The organism is Planococcus maritimus, from assembly GCF_001687625.2.
Classification (GTDB): Bacteria; Bacillota; Bacilli; order Bacillales_A; family Planococcaceae; genus Planococcus; species Planococcus maritimus.
In genome coordinates this window covers 3,181,324-3,197,046 of sequence record NZ_CP016538.2, presented here as the reverse complement: position 1 = coordinate 3,197,046, position 15,723 = coordinate 3,181,324, and the positions used below count along the sequence as shown (strand labels likewise).

At 49.1% G+C, this 15,723-nt stretch carries 16 protein-coding genes; 14 read left to right on the top strand and 2 right to left on the bottom strand.

Going from position 1 to position 15,723, the window contains the following annotated elements; genetic code table 11:
- The first annotated feature begins 11 nt into the window (after positions 1 to 11).
- From BBI11_RS15815 to BBI11_RS15755, 13 genes are all read left to right on the top strand, one after another.
- Entirely contained in the window at positions 12 to 182 is a 171-nt protein-coding gene (locus tag BBI11_RS15815) for a Fe3+ hydroxamate ABC transporter substrate-binding protein (protein WP_068459357.1), read from the top strand.
- A 521-nt stretch (positions 183 to 703) separates the two neighbouring features.
- Complete coding sequence (gene nikA, locus BBI11_RS15810; protein ID WP_068459354.1) at positions 704 to 2,233, top strand: nickel ABC transporter substrate-binding protein; 1,530 nt, start codon at positions 704 to 706, stop codon at positions 2,231 to 2,233.
- A complete protein-coding gene (gene nikB, locus BBI11_RS15805; protein WP_068459353.1) occupies positions 2,234 to 3,181 on the top strand; it encodes a nickel ABC transporter permease in 948 nt (315 codons plus the stop codon).
- On the top strand, positions 3,178 to 4,014 hold the full coding sequence (nikC, locus tag BBI11_RS15800) for a nickel transporter permease (protein ID WP_068459350.1): 837 nt from the start codon (positions 3,178 to 3,180) through the stop codon (positions 4,012 to 4,014). The genes nikB and nikC overlap by 4 nt, the downstream gene beginning before the upstream one ends.
- Entirely contained in the window at positions 4,011 to 4,811 is an 801-nt protein-coding gene (locus tag BBI11_RS15795) for an ABC transporter ATP-binding protein (protein WP_068459348.1), read from the top strand. The genes nikC and BBI11_RS15795 overlap by 4 nt, the downstream gene beginning before the upstream one ends.
- Positions 4,808 to 5,572, top strand: a complete 765-nt coding sequence (locus BBI11_RS15790) for an ABC transporter ATP-binding protein (RefSeq protein WP_068459346.1) — start codon at positions 4,808 to 4,810, stop codon at positions 5,570 to 5,572. Before BBI11_RS15795 ends, BBI11_RS15790 begins: the two co-directional genes overlap by 4 nt.
- A gap of 13 nt (positions 5,573 to 5,585) precedes the next feature.
- Positions 5,586 to 6,887 (top strand): MATE family efflux transporter, encoded by a 1,302-nt coding sequence (locus BBI11_RS15785; RefSeq protein ID WP_068459344.1) that lies wholly within the window; start codon positions 5,586 to 5,588, stop codon positions 6,885 to 6,887.
- A 149-nt stretch (positions 6,888 to 7,036) separates the two neighbouring features.
- Positions 7,037 to 7,261 (top strand): hypothetical protein, encoded by a 225-nt coding sequence (locus BBI11_RS15780; RefSeq protein WP_237150295.1) that lies wholly within the window; start codon positions 7,037 to 7,039, stop codon positions 7,259 to 7,261.
- Positions 7,262 to 7,419: 158 nt separating this feature from the next.
- Positions 7,420 to 7,611: a hypothetical protein gene (locus tag BBI11_RS15775; RefSeq protein ID WP_068459342.1), complete on the top strand. Its 192-nt coding sequence runs from the start codon at positions 7,420 to 7,422 to the stop codon at positions 7,609 to 7,611.
- A gap of 38 nt (positions 7,612 to 7,649) precedes the next feature.
- Positions 7,650 to 7,844 (top strand): hypothetical protein, encoded by a 195-nt coding sequence (locus tag BBI11_RS15770; RefSeq protein ID WP_068459340.1) that lies wholly within the window; start codon positions 7,650 to 7,652, stop codon positions 7,842 to 7,844.
- Between the two features lie 63 nt (positions 7,845 to 7,907).
- On the top strand, positions 7,908 to 8,471 hold the full coding sequence (locus tag BBI11_RS15765; protein ID WP_068465482.1) for a DNA-3-methyladenine glycosylase I: 564 nt from the start codon (positions 7,908 to 7,910) through the stop codon (positions 8,469 to 8,471).
- A 326-nt stretch (positions 8,472 to 8,797) separates the two neighbouring features.
- The gene (mqo, locus tag BBI11_RS15760; protein WP_068459338.1) at positions 8,798 to 10,327 is read left to right on the top strand and encodes a malate dehydrogenase (quinone); all 1,530 of its coding nucleotides are present in this window, start codon (positions 8,798 to 8,800) and stop codon (positions 10,325 to 10,327) included.
- 60 nt (positions 10,328 to 10,387) lie between these two features.
- Complete coding sequence (locus tag BBI11_RS15755; protein ID WP_068459337.1) at positions 10,388 to 10,804, top strand: GNAT family N-acetyltransferase; 417 nt, start codon at positions 10,388 to 10,390, stop codon at positions 10,802 to 10,804.
- Between the two features lie 40 nt (positions 10,805 to 10,844).
- Here BBI11_RS15755 and BBI11_RS15750 read toward each other — a convergent pair whose 3' ends face one another.
- Both BBI11_RS15750 and BBI11_RS15745 read right to left on the bottom strand, forming a co-directional pair.
- A complete protein-coding gene (locus BBI11_RS15750; protein ID WP_068459335.1) occupies positions 10,845 to 11,381 on the bottom strand; it encodes an ECF transporter S component in 537 nt (178 codons plus the stop codon).
- 437 nt (positions 11,382 to 11,818) lie between these two features.
- Positions 11,819 to 12,268 (bottom strand): SRPBCC family protein, encoded by a 450-nt coding sequence (locus tag BBI11_RS15745; protein ID WP_068459332.1) that lies wholly within the window; start codon positions 12,266 to 12,268, stop codon positions 11,819 to 11,821.
- A 160-nt stretch (positions 12,269 to 12,428) separates the two neighbouring features.
- On the opposite strand from BBI11_RS15745, the gene BBI11_RS15740 reads away from it, so the two are divergent.
- A complete protein-coding gene (locus BBI11_RS15740; protein WP_068459330.1) occupies positions 12,429 to 15,542 on the top strand; it encodes a DEAD/DEAH box helicase in 3,114 nt (1,037 codons plus the stop codon).
- Positions 15,543 to 15,723: the final 181 nt, after the last annotated feature.

The window sequence follows — 15,723 nt, the reverse complement described above, 5'->3', positions numbered from 1 at the left end:
GAGGGATACTTGTGTTCAATGAATCATCGAAGTGCCGAGTGTGCGGCAAAGAGATCGAAGGCGGCGAACCGGTCCATCTCGAGATGCGCTACCCGAAGAGAAGAGGATTCACCGAAATCAAAGCCTATTTAAAACTGGAAGCTCGGTTTACGTGCGATGCATGTGCTAACAACAAAACATAAAGAAGCCTCCAATATAAGCAGATCGCTAAAAGTCAATGTTCGCATAATGCTTTCAATGTGCTGCTGAGGGCTTGTAGGCATACTAACTGCTGCACCTGCTACAAGTACAGCTGAGTAATGATCAACAAAGTTACCGAAAAACCACTCGCTTTTTCGCGGAACAACGGAAAGGCTATATAAATACATAGGCATTCGCTACAAGGGCAGGCTGAAGTTTTAGCTAGCCTTTTTTATTTGAGAATAAATAAAAGCTTAAAAACGCACTTGCGCAATAAAGCACAAAAGGATATGATTTAAATCGTAATTATTACTCTTTGTATGCCGTTTGCATGGCTATTCGCTCTGATCGGAAGTTTTGCCCTACATAGAATGTTTTAGCCCGCTGTTATAGGAGGCCGAAATTTTTTTGCTTTGTAAATCGTAACGGTTACTTTTGGTGGCTTATGTTGAGCAGCCATTCAGAAAAAATATTTGTATATCGAATCAGTTTCGACGAGGTTATTTAAAAAGGAGAAGATGTTATGAAGAAATTATTGCTTTTACTTGCTACAGTCGCCGTTACGGCGCTAGTGCTATCCGCCTGTTCCGATTCGGCGGCAAAAAATGAGGAAGGGAACGTCAAAGAAGTGAATTTATTGTTTAATTTTGCGACCAATTCACTGGACCCTCATGTCGACACCAGTTATGTACCGGTGCGGGCAGGAATTGCCGAGACTTTGGTTTATTTGAACGACGAGACTTTGGAGATTGAACCATGGCTGGCAAAGAGCTGGTCGAGTGAGGATGGCCAGACTTGGACGTTCCAGCTGCGCGGAGACGTGAAGTTTCAAAACGGCAAGGCGATGGACGGTGAAGCGGTGAAAGCTTCTCTAGAACGGGCCATGGCCGATAATATTGCTATCAAGAATGCCTTGCGCATCGAATCGATTACAGCAGAAGCATCGGAACTGACCATCAAAACGACGAAGCCGTTCCCGGAATTCCCGTCCGAACTGGTGCATCCCAATACGGCGATCATCGATGTGGACGGAACCGACTTCATCAATAAACCTGTCGGCACAGGGCCGTTTGCCGTCGAATTATTTACGCCTGGCACGGCTGTAGACTTGGTGCGCTTTGAAGACTATTGGGACGGCGCTGCAAAACTGGAAAAAGCGAGATTTTCATTTAACGAAGACGCCAATGCCCGTTCGCTTGCGCTGGAGTCAAAAGGCGCGGACATCGTGTTCCGCCCGGAAGTGGAATCGGTCGAGCAATTGGAAGCGATTGAAGGCGTGACGGTCGAGTCGACTTCGACTTTCCGTGTCCATCAGCTGACGATGAATCTCGAACGCGAATCCTTGAAAGACGTCCATGTCCGACGGGCAATCGATGCACTGATTGACCGTAATATGATCGCTGAGACAATTTTAAGCGGCCATGCGGAAGTGGCAAACGGGCCATTCCCATCTTCCTTCTCCTTTTCGCCGGATTACCCTGAAAAAGAATATGGAATCGATGAAGCGCGCAAGCTATTGGAACAGGCAGGCTATACAGAGCAAGATGGTGTTATGCAAAAAGACGGTGAGCCGTTGATATGGACGTTGTTGACGTATAGCGCACGTGCTGATTTGCCTTTGATTGCCCAAGTGTTTCAATCAGCAGCCGGTGAGCTTGGTGTTGAAGTGGTAATTGAGCAAATCGAAATACCGGAAGAGCATATGGCTACTAACCGTGACTGGGATTTGGCGACTTACAGCAATTTAACGGCGCCTCGCGGGGATGCGGGTTATTATTTGAACGCGACCTATCATCCGGAAGGTGCCTTGAATTTCAGTGGGGCAGATGATGAACAGCTGACGGCGATGATTGATGAATTGAACCAGGTGGTCGGACAGGAGCAGCGTTCGGATATTGCCAAAGACATTGCTAGCTACGTCGATGAACAGATGTACAACTCGTTTGTGTTGCATCCAAATACGCTCGTCGCCTACAACTCCGACAAGGTGAAAAATTGGACGACGACGAGAAGCGAGTATTATATGCTGACGAACGAATTGGATGTGCAGTAAGTGATCCGGATCATCACGCGCCGTTTAGTCGAAGTTGCGGTGTTTCTCTTACTGATTACGTTCGTCAGTTTCCTGTTCGCCCGCATGGCTCCGGGAGATCCGGTGCTATCGATCCTGCGCGTCGATGATTTATCGGTTTCGGCCGATCAAGTGGAGCAACTACGCGAGGACATGGGATTTAACGAGCCCTTGCTTGTGCAATACGGCGAGTGGTTGGCCGATTTTGTTCGTTTGGATTTCGGAAATTCCTATATTTCCAACCAGCCGGTCATGGACATGCTGCGAGGCGGTGTTCCGGCAACTTTAGAATTGACGCTCGGCGGGCTGTTCGTCATGGTACTCGTTGCTTTACCGCTCGGTTCCCTTTCCGCCCTGCACAGAGGCAGCTGGATCGACCAGGTAAGCCGCGGCGTCTCACTAATCGGAGCGGCCATTCCAAGTTTTTGGCTGGGCCTTATTTTGATCGATCTGTTCGGCGTTCGCCTGGGGTGGCTGCCGACTATGGGGAGGGACGGCTTGCATTCTGCCGTCCTTCCCTCTATTACGTTGGGCCTTGCGATGTCGAGTGTCTATGTCCGGCTATTGCGCTCGAGTTTGATCGATGCCTTGAACCAGGAGAATATCCGAGCTGCTCGTGCCCGGGGAATTCCAGAACCGCGAATTTTCTTCAGCCATGTGCTACGCGCGAGTTTGCCTCCAGTCATCACCGTTTTCGGCGTCAGCCTCGGCAGTTTGATCGGTGGCGTGGTGGTCATTGAAGTGATTTTCGCTTATCCCGGAATCGGCAAAATGGTCGTTGATGCCATTCGCAGCAGGGATTACCCGATGATCCAGGGCTATATTTTCGTCATGGCCATGTTGGTGTTTGCCCTTAATAGCCTTGTCGATTTGTGCTATCGCTACTTGAATCCGGAGCTGCGCTTAAAAGGAAAGGGGAGAGCAAGATGAAGAGTCAATTTGCCAGTTACAAAGCACGCCTTACCCAAATTTCCTTAGCGGCCATCCTGTTGCTAATCACTGTGATTGCGGCGTATGCGTTTCTCGTATTGAAGCATGATCCGGAATTTGTCGATTTGAATGGGCGATTGCTTCCAATGAGCTGGCAGCATCCGTTTGGCACCGATCATTTGGGCCGCGATATGCTGACACGCATTTTGCTTGGATTTCAATTGACAGTGGGCTATGGCTTTGTGGCGTTGCTACTAGCATCAGCTATTGGCGTGTCGATCGGCGTTATTGCCGGATTTAAAGGTGGTATCGTTGATCGCCTCCTGATGAGAGTGGCGGATGCGTTTTTGGCGTTCCCGGATACGGTTGTCGCGATCGTGCTGAGCGGTTTGCTCGGTGCCGGACTCGAAAATCTGCTATTGGCGATCGTGTTGGTTAGATGGGTAAATTACGCACGCCTCGCCCGCAGCACCGTGGTCACGGAACGGCAAAAGGATTACATCACCATGGCCAGAATCAATGGCCTGAGTGAAGGGCGCATCATGCGCAAGCATTTATTTCCCCATCTGATTGGCCATATTCTCGTGCTCGCGAGCCTGGACCTGGGAAAAATCATTTTATTGATTTCTTCCCTTTCGTATATTGGGCTTGGCGCACAGCCGCCGGCACCAGAATGGGGCGCGATGCTCAATGAAGCCCGCCCATATTTTCAGACAGTGCCTGCCTTAATGATCTACCCGGGACTCGCCATCGTAACGGTCGTCTTGTTCTCCAATTTGCTTGGCGATTATTTACGCGATAAATTTGACGTGAAAAAGGAAGTGGCAGAATGACTTTGCTTTCCGTACAAAACTTAACAGTCCAGGCCGGAGAAGCCTCACTCGCAAAAAATATTTCCTTTGATATCCAAAAAGGCGAATGGCTTGCGATCATCGGGCAGAGCGGCAGCGGCAAAAGCGTCACCGCTTCAGCAATCGGCCGCTTGCTTGCACCCAATCTAAACGCCAGCGGCAAAGCAATTTACAACGGTGTGGATTTGCTGCAGCTGGACGGAAAACAAATGCGTCGTTTGCGAGGGACGGCCATTTCTTACATCTTTCAAGACTACCAAGGTTCCTTCACGCCGTTTCACACCATTGGTCGCCATTTTGATGAATTCTTGAAAACTCATTTCCGGTTGCCGAAAAAGCGCAGGCGCGAAATGGCAGAACGAGCGCTCGAGTCAGTCGGTTTGCGACCAGAATTGTATACGCGCTACCCGTTTCAATTGAGCGGCGGTCAGCTTCAGCGCAGCTCGATAGCTTTAGCTCTGTTAACCAAGCCGGAGCTCGTCATTGCAGACGAACCGACGGCCGCACTTGATAGCATTTCAGCTTTCAAAGTACTCGGTTTACTTGCAGAACTGCAGCAGGAAACGGGTTGTGCGATGCTGTTCATCACTCACGATCTTCGGCATGTGCGAAAATACGCCGATCAAATCGTTGTCATGAAAGAAGGGACAGTCGTTGAAAAAGGCGAGAAGAATAGCGTTCTGTCGCAGCCGCAGCATTCCTATACCCGCTCGCTGATGGCGGCTTCGCCAAGCTTGTCCGAAGCCGCCCAGTTGCTGAAAGGAGAGGACATGGCATGAGCTTACTGCAGTTGAACAATGTCCAAAAGTCTTATCAGCCGGGAGTTGCGGTGCTAAAAGATATCCATTTCTCGATTGAACGTCAGGAATGTGTCGGGATTGTCGGTGAGAGTGGATGCGGGAAAAGCACGCTCGCTCGTTGCATTTTACAGCTGGACCAGCTGGATGAGGGAGAAATCGTTTTTGACGGTGTGCCTTTACAGAATAAGTCCGAGCGGGAAATTCGCCCGTACCGCCGCCACTTGCAAACCGTCATGCAAGATCCGGCTTCTTCTTTGAATCCGAAGTTAAAAATCCGGCATTCATTAATGGAGCCTTTTCGCCAGTTTGGGGCGCAAGTGTCGTTGACGCATTTCCAGCATGGCAGTGAAGAAGAGCTGGCGCGCCAATTGATGGAAGCAGTGGAACTGTCCCCGGACCTATTGTCTCGCTATCCTCATGAGTTGAGCGGTGGCCAGAAGCAACGTATCTCGATTGCACGCGCGATCAGCCTAGAGCCGGCGCTTGTGGTGTTAGATGAACCGACTTCGAGTTTGGATGTTCTGACACAAATGTCGATCTTAAAGCTGCTGGATCATCTCCGGGAAGCATTGGATTTATCGTATTTGCTCATCTCCCACGATCTATTGGCCATTCAGGCATTAAGCCAGAAAATACTGGTCATGAAAGAGGGGGAGATCGTCGACCGCTTCGACAAAGGCGATTTGTTTTCAGCGGAACGCCATCCTTATACACAACAATTGGTTTCGTTATTCGACTAAACAGAGGTGGATCATGAATCACAAAAAATACTTGGCTTTGGCCTTGCCGTTAACTTTTTCCACCGTAACGACGCCCTTGCTAGGTGCTGTGGATACAGCGGTCGTCGGGCAATTATCGGACCCTGCGTATCTCGGGGGCGTCGCGATCGGCACCGTGGTCTTTAATACGATGTACTGGCTGTTCGGCTTTTTGCGTGTCAGTACTTCAGGTTTTGCGGCTCAGGCACTTGGCGCGCGCGATGAACTGCAGGAAACGCTGTCGTTTATCCGACCGTTTTTCATCGCGCTGTTAATCGGGCTCGTCTTCCTGATTCTCCAAAATCCAATCGCGACAGCTGCGATGGCCTTGCTCAATCCGGCACAGGACGTAGAGGCCTTGGCGCGGGATTATTTCCATATCCGCGTCTGGGGCGTGCCGGTGACGTTCATCAATTACGTCGTTCTCGGCTGGCTGATGGGCATGTCGCGCATCCGCCTGGCGGTGACGATCCAAATTGCCATGAACTTGTTGAATATTGCGCTCGACTTGTTGTTCGTGACTGGGTTCGCTTGGGGAGTCACAGGGGTTGCATCAGCCACCTTGATCGCCGAAGTGAGCGCCATGGTGTTGGGCATTTACTTCCTCATGAAACGGACGCAATTCACGTTGAAGCTATTGCCGCTCGGGCAGATTTTCGAAGGCGCAGCTTTGAAAAAGATGATTGCTGTGAATCAGGATTTGTTTATCCGGACGGTGTGCCTGCTCGCCGTATTCAATATTTTTACATACAAAAGTGCGGCGTTTGGTACGGAGACATTGGCTGCCAATGCCGTGCTGATCCAAATTCATTATTTGATGGCGTATTTTTTCGACGGCTTCTCGAATGCTTCGAGCATTTTATCCGGCAAAGCGGTCGGATCGAAAGACGAGGGCTTGTATAAACGCACGCTCACTTTGGCCAGCCAGTGGGCGCTGATCACGGCGTTGTTTTTGACGGCTATGTATGGGCTGTTCAGCGGCCCGGTCATTCGTTTGTTTACAGGGATTCCGGAAGTCATCACCATTGCCTCTGATTACAGCATATGGCTATTGCTATTTCCGATTTCGACGAGCATCGGCATCATTTACTATGGGATTTTCACAGGGGCCACGGAGACAGCGCCAGTTCGAAAATCGATGATGATGGCGTTGCTGTTGTTTTTGGCCGTCTATTTTCTCGCTGTTCCCTTGTTCGGCAATCATGGCTTATGGCTCGCATTTATTGCATTTAGCGCAGGCCGTTCCGTGTTTCTCTCCCTTTTTATTCCTAGGTTAAATAGCTATTTTTCTAGTTGAGTCTCAGTAAATTCCCATTCTCATATTCCTATAATCAATTAAAAGTGGTAAGGTGGAAAAAATGGAAATTAATTGATTATTTTTATTCTGATTACAATGTTGCAAGAGAAGTAACCGCCACGTTATCAGAGATGAAATGGGGGATCGTCATGTCGAATATGGAAATGTTCGGACTAGGCAGCTGGACAGGAGTGGTATCAGCGTTCTTGTTAGTGGCTAGCTTTTACTTTACGTTAACGTTTTTCGAGCAATTGAAATCACAAGATGCGCGCTTAACCACACAGGCGAAGATAGCAGCCGTGATTTGTTTGGCCATCGCCTTGCTGTTGCCGGCTGTTTATCAACTGTATTTTGTCAATGAAATGATGCGCTAAGCAGCTAGTTTCACAATTTGAAAGTCGAAAACCTTCAGCAGGTTCTCGGCCTTTTTTCGTTTTAGCCGTTCTTTGCCTTTTGTGAAAAAGGGTTTTGGCCATGAATTGGAGAAAACTAATCAATAAGCGAAAGCGGAAATGGATGGTGGGAAAATATCATGATGTATAATTTAGGAGATATCATCGCAACAATTTTTTTGCTGGGCTTTTTCATCCTGCTTGTTGTATTGGTTGTCGCGGCAGTCAAAGCATCAGTCAATCGAAAACAGCAACAAGTCGACGAATCGGATTTGAAAAAACACGTTGAGGCACTGGAATTGCGCGTGAAAAAACTGGAGAATGAACAATGAATAGAAGATGACGAGCGATAGCGGAAGGGGGAAAGAAAATGTCTGGTGGAATTATCGTGACACTCATTATTTTTGGACTTTTTCTGCTAATTACGGGGCTGTTGGTCGGCAGTATTCTCGTAATGCTGAAAAAGAGCAAGTCCAATAAAGTGGATGAGGCGCCAAGCCAAGAAGCACCTATGAAAAGCGTCAGTGGAAAAGAACGAAACATATCTGAGGACGAAGAACGGTAAAGGAGCAGGGAGCGAATGCCTGCTTCTTTTTTAATCCAACAGAAAATGACAGGAGATGATCTAATGGCACGATGCGAATGGCCAAAAGGCGACGAACGGATGCAAGCCTATCATGACGAGGAATGGTGCCGGCCGAGCCGTGATGAACGCTATTTATTCGAAATGCTGAGCTTAGAAGGCGCACAGGCAGGTTTATCCTGGCAGATCGTGCTGTCCAAACGCGATAGCTATCAAAGCGCATTTCATAATTTCGATATCGAGTACTGCGCCGCTTTGACGGACGAAGCCCTAGCCGAGATCAAAGAGCAGCACGGCGTCATCAAACACGGCGCCAAACTAGCATCTGTCCGCTCGAATGCCCAGGCGGTAAAAGAGATCCAAACCGAATTCACCAGTTTCGCCGACTACCTATGGAGTTTTACAAACGATAAAGCGGTAATCAATGAATGGCCATCAGACGGTCAGATTCCCGCCCAATCGGAGTTGTCCGTAAAGCTCAGCAAGGAGTTAAAAAAGCGCGGCTTTAAATTTGTCGGCCCGGTCACGACCTATTCGTTTCTTCAGGCGATAGGGATGATTGATGATCATATCATTAGCTGTCCGTTTCATACTAAAAATCGAAAATAAACGCTTAGTACAAGTCGGATGGTGTGTGGTCATTTGTTGGTTTCGTGCTAAGAATGAAGGCTTATTGAGTAGGGCGAATCCGGTATGCTGAGCTGATTCTACTCGCTCGAAGGACGATTCTACTTCTTTACTACAGAAATCCGCTTTTTCGTGTCATGACTTTGCGCAAAAGGCTAATTTTCTTTAATCCTTACGCAAAATGGTTTATAATTGTCTGTTAGTAGTAGAGATTTTGTGTCAAACAGGCATACAATAGATGATGGATTTAATACGGAAGCGGCGGACTCGAAAAGCCGCTAATACTCGCGTAGAAAAGGAAGGTATACATGAGCAATAGAGAAACTGATACAGATGTAATCTTGATCGGTGCTGGTATTATGAGTGCGACTTTGGGGATTCTTTTGAAAGAATTATCTCCAGACATGAAAATCAATGTGTTCGAGAAATTGTCGAGCCCTGGCGAAGAAAGTTCAAACGAATGGAACAACGCCGGGACTGGCCACGCAGCCCTTTGTGAGTTGAACTACACGAAAGAAAAGCCAGACGGCACGATGGACATCAGCAAAGCCATCGACGTTAACGAACAATTCCAGGTATCGGCTCAGTTCTGGTCCCATCTTGTGAAAACGGGATTATTGAAAAACCCGGAAGAATTCATCCGTCCGCTTCCTCACATCAGCATGGTGCAAGGCGAAGACAATATCCGTTTCCTGAAAAAACGTTTTGACGCTATGGCTGAAAATCCACTCTTTACAGGCATGGAATTTTCCGATGACCCGGAAGTCTTGAAAGAATGGATGCCGTTGATTATGGCGAATCGCCAAGACAACGAGCCGATTGCCGCAACGAAAATCGACACAGGAACAGACGTCAATTTCGGTGCGTTGACACGCATGCTCTTCGACCGCCTTGTTAAAGAAGACGTTAATGTCCACTATCACCATATGGTCCAAGATTTGAAACAAATGAAAGATGGCCGTTGGTTATTGAAGATCAAAAACCTGGAAACCGGGAAACTCGATGTGCACACGGCGAAGTTCGTCTTTATCGGCGGTGGCGGAGCGAGCATTCACTTGCTTCAAAAATCCGGCATCCCGGAATCGAAGCATATTGGCGGATTCCCAGTGAGCGGCTTGTTCATGGTCTGCAACAATCCGGAAGTGATCGAACAGCACAATGCAAAAGTCTACGGCAAGGCAAAAGTCGGTGCACCGCCGATGTCTGTGCCTCACTTGGACACACGCTTTATCGACGATAAGAAATCCTTATTGTTTGGCCCATTCGCAGGCTTCACGCCGAAATTCTTGAAAACGGGTTCTTATATGGACTTGGTGGCCTCTGTCAAACCGAATAACGTGTTGACGATGCTATCAGGCGGAGCGAAAAACTTATCGCTTACACAATACTTGATCCAGCAAGTCATTCAGTCGAAAGAACAACGCATGGAAGAATTGCGTGAATTCGTCCCGAATGCGAAGAGTGAGGATTGGGATTTGGTCGTCGCAGGACAGCGCGTCCAGGTCATCAAAGACACCGATGCGGGCGGCAAAGGCACGCTGCAATTCGGTACAGAGCTAGTCACTTCAGTGGACGGCTCCATCTCCGCGTTGCTCGGGGCATCACCTGGAGCCTCAACGGCTGTACATGTCATGCTCAAGCTACTTGCTAACTGCTTCCCTCAGGAACTGGAAAACTGGGAATCGCAGATCAAGGAAATGATTCCGTCCTACGGGAAATCCTTGATGGATAACGAAGAATTATTAAAACACGTTCATAAATACACCGCGGAAGCGCTGGATTTAAATGAAGTGAAGCCGGCAGATCATTCTCCGGAAGATTTGACACCACAAATTTAAGCAAAAGAAAACCGCCGAGAGCATTGCTCTCGGCGGTTTTTTAAAAATGGGGGAATGGGCATGCTAAAACCAGGTGATGAACTTCAAATAACAATTCGCGATTACGAAAAAAAGGATTTTGAGTCGATACAACAGCTCAACGCGCAGGAGGGCTGGACCAATTTGGTTGAACAAAGCGAGCACACTGAAAAAGCTTGGGAATGTTCCGCCATTGCTTACGTAGCTGAGAATGGAGACCAACAAGCCATTGGGTACATCAGAGGTTTGACAGACGGTTTTGTTAGCATGTATATTTGTGAATTATTAGTGGAAGCGCCGTTCCGAGGCTTAGGGATAGGAAAGAAGCTATTGGATTTTGCCCATAGCCGGCATCCACATACGCGACTAGAACTATTGGCGTCGGCTTCCTCTAGCTCGTTTTACGAAAAACACGCATTTCGCTCTTTTTACGGTTTTAGAAAAACATTTTCTGAATAGGAAAATGCCCCGTCCTGGAATTTCAGGACGGGGCATTTGTTTAGTTGCGGAAGTATGGTGTTTTTTTCAATGCAGCTACGACTGGAATGGCGAGTGCCAGACCGACTGCGTTTTGAACCAGGTTCCCTGGGATAGAAGCAGCGGGGATGATCCAGCTGCTGAAGATGATCGCTTCGCCAATGTAATAGATGGCGACCATGATTGGAATGGAAAGCGTCGCCGCCAGGATGTTGAAGCCGAGGCTTTCGCCACCGCGCCCGCCGGACCAAGCAATTTTCCCGACCAAATAGCCTTGCAAGCCGCGTGCAACGATAGTGATCGGCGCCCACAAAGTCCAGCCCGATACTAAATCGAAAAGACCCATCCCGACAGCGCCGGCAATAGCGCCTTTTTTCGGCCCGAATAATAGTGCAGCTGTGAACAGCATTGTCGTACCTAGGTGGACTAGCCCGCCATTTGCTGCGATCGGCAGGCGGATATTGAGCAGCATCGTCGCCACAAATACCAGAGCGATGAGCATCGAAGTAATGATTAAATCATAGGTTTTGGAACTGGAATAAGTTGTAGTCTTTTGCATGAAACGATTCCTTCTTTCTTCGACATCCACTAGGTACGGGGCCTATTTGTGGTGCCATGTCATTTTGAACTACTGTAGCAAGGAATTGGCCTAGTTAAAAGTATCAATTCTGATTAATTTTTAGGGGTCAGTTTTAACAAGGCAGGGGCCTTGCTGTAATTTTGACAGTTGACAGTTGGCGGCGCATAGGCTATGGTTAACTACGCGATGAGCTAAGCTGCATAAGACGGACAGGCATTCCTTTATGGAACACGTTGTGGAGCGTGGTCTGATACGCCGCAGCTATCGATACATCCCGCATTTATGCGGGGTGTTTTTTAATGCCTAAAAAACCCGTGCACCGGAATTCTGGCGCACGGGTTTTTCATTGCTGCATAAGCGATGAGGACGTATAGGCGGCACTAGCCGGTTTCACGATACATGGATACAACGATTGCTTAGCGGTCTAATTCACAAGCCGCTTTCAAGTTTTCAAGCGTATGGCGGAGTGTATTTCTCTCCAGCCGGTCGTAGACGAGGCGCTCGGTAAAACGGTCAAATGCGCTATCGGGCAAATCGATTTCCAATTCGAAAACCGCTTCGGTTCCGCCCTCCAAGGAACGGTAATAACTCTTCTGGTGAGCAACAAAGCTGCCGCTGATGATGCCTTCCCAAAATCCTTCCTCGCCGCTGCGTTCACAACGGACTACATGGATGGCGACAGGGAAGCGTAAGCCGATAATGGAAAATACGGTCTCTACTTCCGTGCCGGTATCACCAGCGCCTTCGATCTTGTCCGGTTTGGATAAGTGATTGTAAAAACTTGTCCAGTTTCCAGGTTTCTTGGCGAACTGGAACACATCGTCAATCGGCGCTTGGATGAATATGCTTTGACGGGCACGAGCCATTACGATCTCCCCCTTGGAATCAAGCTATAAAATTTTATCAGAAAATTAAGTCTATTATAAACCGAAAGCACTTTATGTGTAAAGCTCATCCGCTTGAAGACAAACGCGGCATGCCGGATAATAAAAGCAAGACATCATCACGCAGAAGAAAGGGGCAGCTATGGAATTTTGGATCAGCGATAAACACATCCGCAAATTGTGCGGCCAGGCTGCCTATAAAAAAGGCCAGACCTTTCACATGGCAGGAAAAGTCAGCATCACAGAAGCAAGCAATCAGTCCATAACAGCCATCGTCAAAGGACGTAGCTCGTTCCACGTTAAGTTGGCCCGCTCAACAGCCGGCACGATTAACGCAGAATGCAGCTGTCCTCCTGTTGGGTTTATCCATACATACTGCCATCATATTGCGGCAGCGATGATTGCCGCAGAAGAACTCGGCCAGCAATCACGCCCGCTAGCTGAGCAAATGTTCGGCTTGTTTGAAGAAGAAGACGCGCCTTCTGCCCGGCTGCACCGCTTTGACCGGCGCGTACCTTATCATGTCGAAGCAACCATCAGCAGCGGTGGCAACGAGCAATTAGCCGTGACGTTCAGAAGTGGCACGGCTATTTTGAAAAATGTCCGAAATCCCCTGCGTTTCGTGTCAGCCCTATCGAGTGGCCAGTACGAAGAAACTGCTGCGATTCCTTACGATCCGAGCCGCCATGCGCTAGAACAGCCAGTGCTGGAGCTTCTTCAGCTGCTCGATAAAAGCGATCCGCAACCGGATGAAGAAGGGAAATTGCTTGTGTCTGCAAGTGATTGGGACCGCTTATTGCCGATACTTCGCGTCATGGCACATGCCAAATTCGAAAACCCGCTCGGGGAAATACTGCCGTTTCATGTAACCGATACACTGCCGGTGTCGTTTCGCCTGGATCGTGGCGATACTGGCTACCGCTTAATCGTCCGAGGTTTAGAGCGTCTGCAAATTTTTACGAAATATGGCGTGGCTTTGACGGAAGAAGCAGTCATCCAGCCGGCTGGTGCCGATATGAAGCGTCTATCAGGCCTACAGGAATTGATGGAAGGGGCAGGCGAGGAGCTTTTGATTGAGGAAAGCCAAGTCACCCATATGATGAAAACCGTCTTGCCTGGACTCGAAAAGCTCGGGCCAGTCATTGTCACAGAACAGGCAATCGAGAAAATCGGGGAAACGCCACTGCGCGCGAAGCTATATCTCGACCGTGTTCGCAGCCGATTGCTCGCTGGCCTTGAATTTCATTACGGGCAGCTCATCATCAACCCGTGCGAAGAACCAGAAGGAACATACCGGCAGTATCCAGGCGTGTTCCGACAGCTCGAAAAAGAACGGGCCATCATGGAATTGATGGAGTCTGGCGGGCTGACGAAAACGGACGGCGGGTTTTACCTGCAGGATGAAGAGGCAGAATATGACTTCCTTTATGATACGGTGCCATTGCTTGAAGAATGGCTCGAGGTCTATGCGACGACTTCCGTGAAAATGCGCATCCAAAAAACCTTGCCGGGACCGAAAATCCGTGTCAATTTGCCGAAGGACCGGACCGATTGGCTGGAGTTCCGCTTCGACCTTGGCGGCATTCCGGAAGAAGAATTACGGGGAATCATCCGCGCCATTCGGGAGAAAAAACGTTATTTCCGTATCCCTAACGGTACGTTAATGTCGCTGGAGACGCCCGGAATGGCTGCGTTTGAAGAGTATCTGGCAATCATGAACATTGACGAAGACAATTTTGAACGCGTTCAGCGCATTCCATTGCTCGAAGGCATGCGTCTTGCTGGGAGCCTTGAACAGCATGACTTATCGGAGGCGGGCGCAGAATTTGCGCGCTTGCTAAAAGAGCTGCATCATCCATGGACACAGGCGGAGCAATTGCCGCAAGCTTTTGAAGGGGTCTTGCGGGATTATCAGAAGCGCGGATTTAGTTGGTTTCGCTTGCTGTCGAAATACGGCTTCGGCGGCATTTTGGCGGATGAGATGGGGCTTGGGAAAACGGTTCAAAGCATCGCTTTCGTGCAATCGGTACTAGGGGAGATCCGCAGCAGCGATGAGCATGCGCTAATCGTTGCGCCTTCTTCGCTCATGTACAATTGGCAAGCCGAATTCGAACGCTTTGCTCCGGATATCCAGACAGTCATCGTGGATGGACCAAAAGCAAAGCGGACACAAGCCTTGAAAGAGCCGGGCGATGTGTATATCACGTCCTATCCAGCGCTTCGAATGGACCGAGGGGCGTATAAAGACTGGTCGTTTCATACGATTTTCTTCGATGAAGCGCAAGCTTTCAAAAACCCGGCGACGCAAACCGCTAAAGCCGTGAAAGAGTTGCAAGCTCGCCATCGCTTTGCGCTTACCGGAACGCCGATTGAAAACTCGCTCGATGAGTTATGGTCGATCTTTAACGTCGTGTTTCCGGCTTTGCTTCCGGATCGCAGCCAATTTGCGGAGCTGCGCAACGCCGATATCGCGAAGCGCGTGCAGCCGTTCTTGCTGCGACGGACGAAAGCGGAAGTGCTCGGGGAAGTGCCGCAAAAAATCGAGCGCATCGAACATTCCGAGCTTCATGAAGAACAGAAAAAATTGTACACAGCGTATCTCGCGGAACTTCGCCACGAAGCCTTGAAGCATTTGCGCGACAACAGCATGCGCAAAAACCGCATCCGTATTTTGGCTGGACTGACACGCCTGCGCCAATTGTGCTGTCATCCGTCCTTGTTTGTGGAAGACTACCGCGGTGGCTCGGCGAAGTTCGAGCAATTGCTAGAGATCTTGGAAGAAGCGCGATTGACTGGCCGCCGCGTGCTGGTGTTTTCCCAGTTCACGGGCATGCTCAATCTTATCGGGCAGTCGCTGCTTCGTTCAGGGAGATCGTATTTTTATCTAGACGGCTCGACGCCGCCGAAAGAGCGCGTGGCATTATGCGACCGCTTCAACGAAGGCGAAGAGGACTTGTTTTTGATTTCCTTAAAAGCAGGCGGCACCGGGCTCAATTTAACTGGGGCCGATACGGTCATCTTGTACGATCTGTGGTGGAATCCAGCCGTCGAACAGCAGGCAGCGGACCGTGCACACCGCATGGGGCAGAAACGGGAAGTGCAAGTGTTGAAGTTGGTGGCGAAAGGAACGATTGAGGAAAAAATGTATGATTTGCAGCTGCGCAAGCAAGATTTGGTGGATGAGATGATTCAATCCGGTTCAGAAGCTGTGCAGTCGATGAGCGAAGAGGACATTCGGGAGATTTTGATGATTTGAATAAATATCGAGCATCATCTAAGGCCGCGCTCCTGTTGAATCCGACGAAATCACAAAGCAGCCTCGCGCTTACGGGTGAAGCGAAGTAATGAGACAGTGCCTTTCTGGCTCATTGCGAAAGCTCAACCACCAGCGAGGTTGCGGCTATTTTCAACAGTCAATGACCTCTCTATGTATTTGG

Excerpts from the sequence above, each read along its gene's own strand:
- nikA (WP_068459354.1), top strand. The coding sequence starts at position 704 with ATGAAGAAATTATTGCTTTTACTTGCTACAGTCGCCGTTACGGCGCTA.
- nikC (WP_068459350.1), top strand. The coding sequence starts at position 3,178 with ATGAAGAGTCAATTTGCCAGTTACAAAGCACGCCTTACCCAAATTTCC.
- BBI11_RS15795 (WP_068459348.1), top strand. The coding sequence starts at position 4,011 with ATGACTTTGCTTTCCGTACAAAACTTAACAGTCCAGGCCGGAGAAGCC.
- BBI11_RS15790 (WP_068459346.1), top strand. The coding sequence starts at position 4,808 with ATGAGCTTACTGCAGTTGAACAATGTCCAAAAGTCTTATCAGCCGGGA.
- BBI11_RS15785 (WP_068459344.1), top strand. The coding sequence starts at position 5,586 with ATGAATCACAAAAAATACTTGGCTTTGGCCTTGCCGTTAACTTTTTCC.
- BBI11_RS15780 (WP_237150295.1), top strand. The coding sequence starts at position 7,037 with ATGTCGAATATGGAAATGTTCGGACTAGGCAGCTGGACAGGAGTGGTA.
- BBI11_RS15775 (WP_068459342.1), top strand. The coding sequence starts at position 7,420 with ATGATGTATAATTTAGGAGATATCATCGCAACAATTTTTTTGCTGGGC.
- BBI11_RS15770 (WP_068459340.1), top strand. The coding sequence starts at position 7,650 with ATGTCTGGTGGAATTATCGTGACACTCATTATTTTTGGACTTTTTCTG.
- BBI11_RS15765 (WP_068465482.1), top strand. The coding sequence starts at position 7,908 with ATGGCACGATGCGAATGGCCAAAAGGCGACGAACGGATGCAAGCCTAT.
- mqo (WP_068459338.1), top strand. The coding sequence starts at position 8,798 with ATGAGCAATAGAGAAACTGATACAGATGTAATCTTGATCGGTGCTGGT.
- BBI11_RS15755 (WP_068459337.1), top strand. The coding sequence starts at position 10,388 with ATGCTAAAACCAGGTGATGAACTTCAAATAACAATTCGCGATTACGAA.
- BBI11_RS15750 (WP_068459335.1), bottom strand. The coding sequence starts at position 11,381 with ATGCAAAAGACTACAACTTATTCCAGTTCCAAAACCTATGATTTAATC.
- BBI11_RS15745 (WP_068459332.1), bottom strand. The coding sequence starts at position 12,268 with ATGGCTCGTGCCCGTCAAAGCATATTCATCCAAGCGCCGATTGACGAT.
- BBI11_RS15740 (WP_068459330.1), top strand. The coding sequence starts at position 12,429 with ATGGAATTTTGGATCAGCGATAAACACATCCGCAAATTGTGCGGCCAG.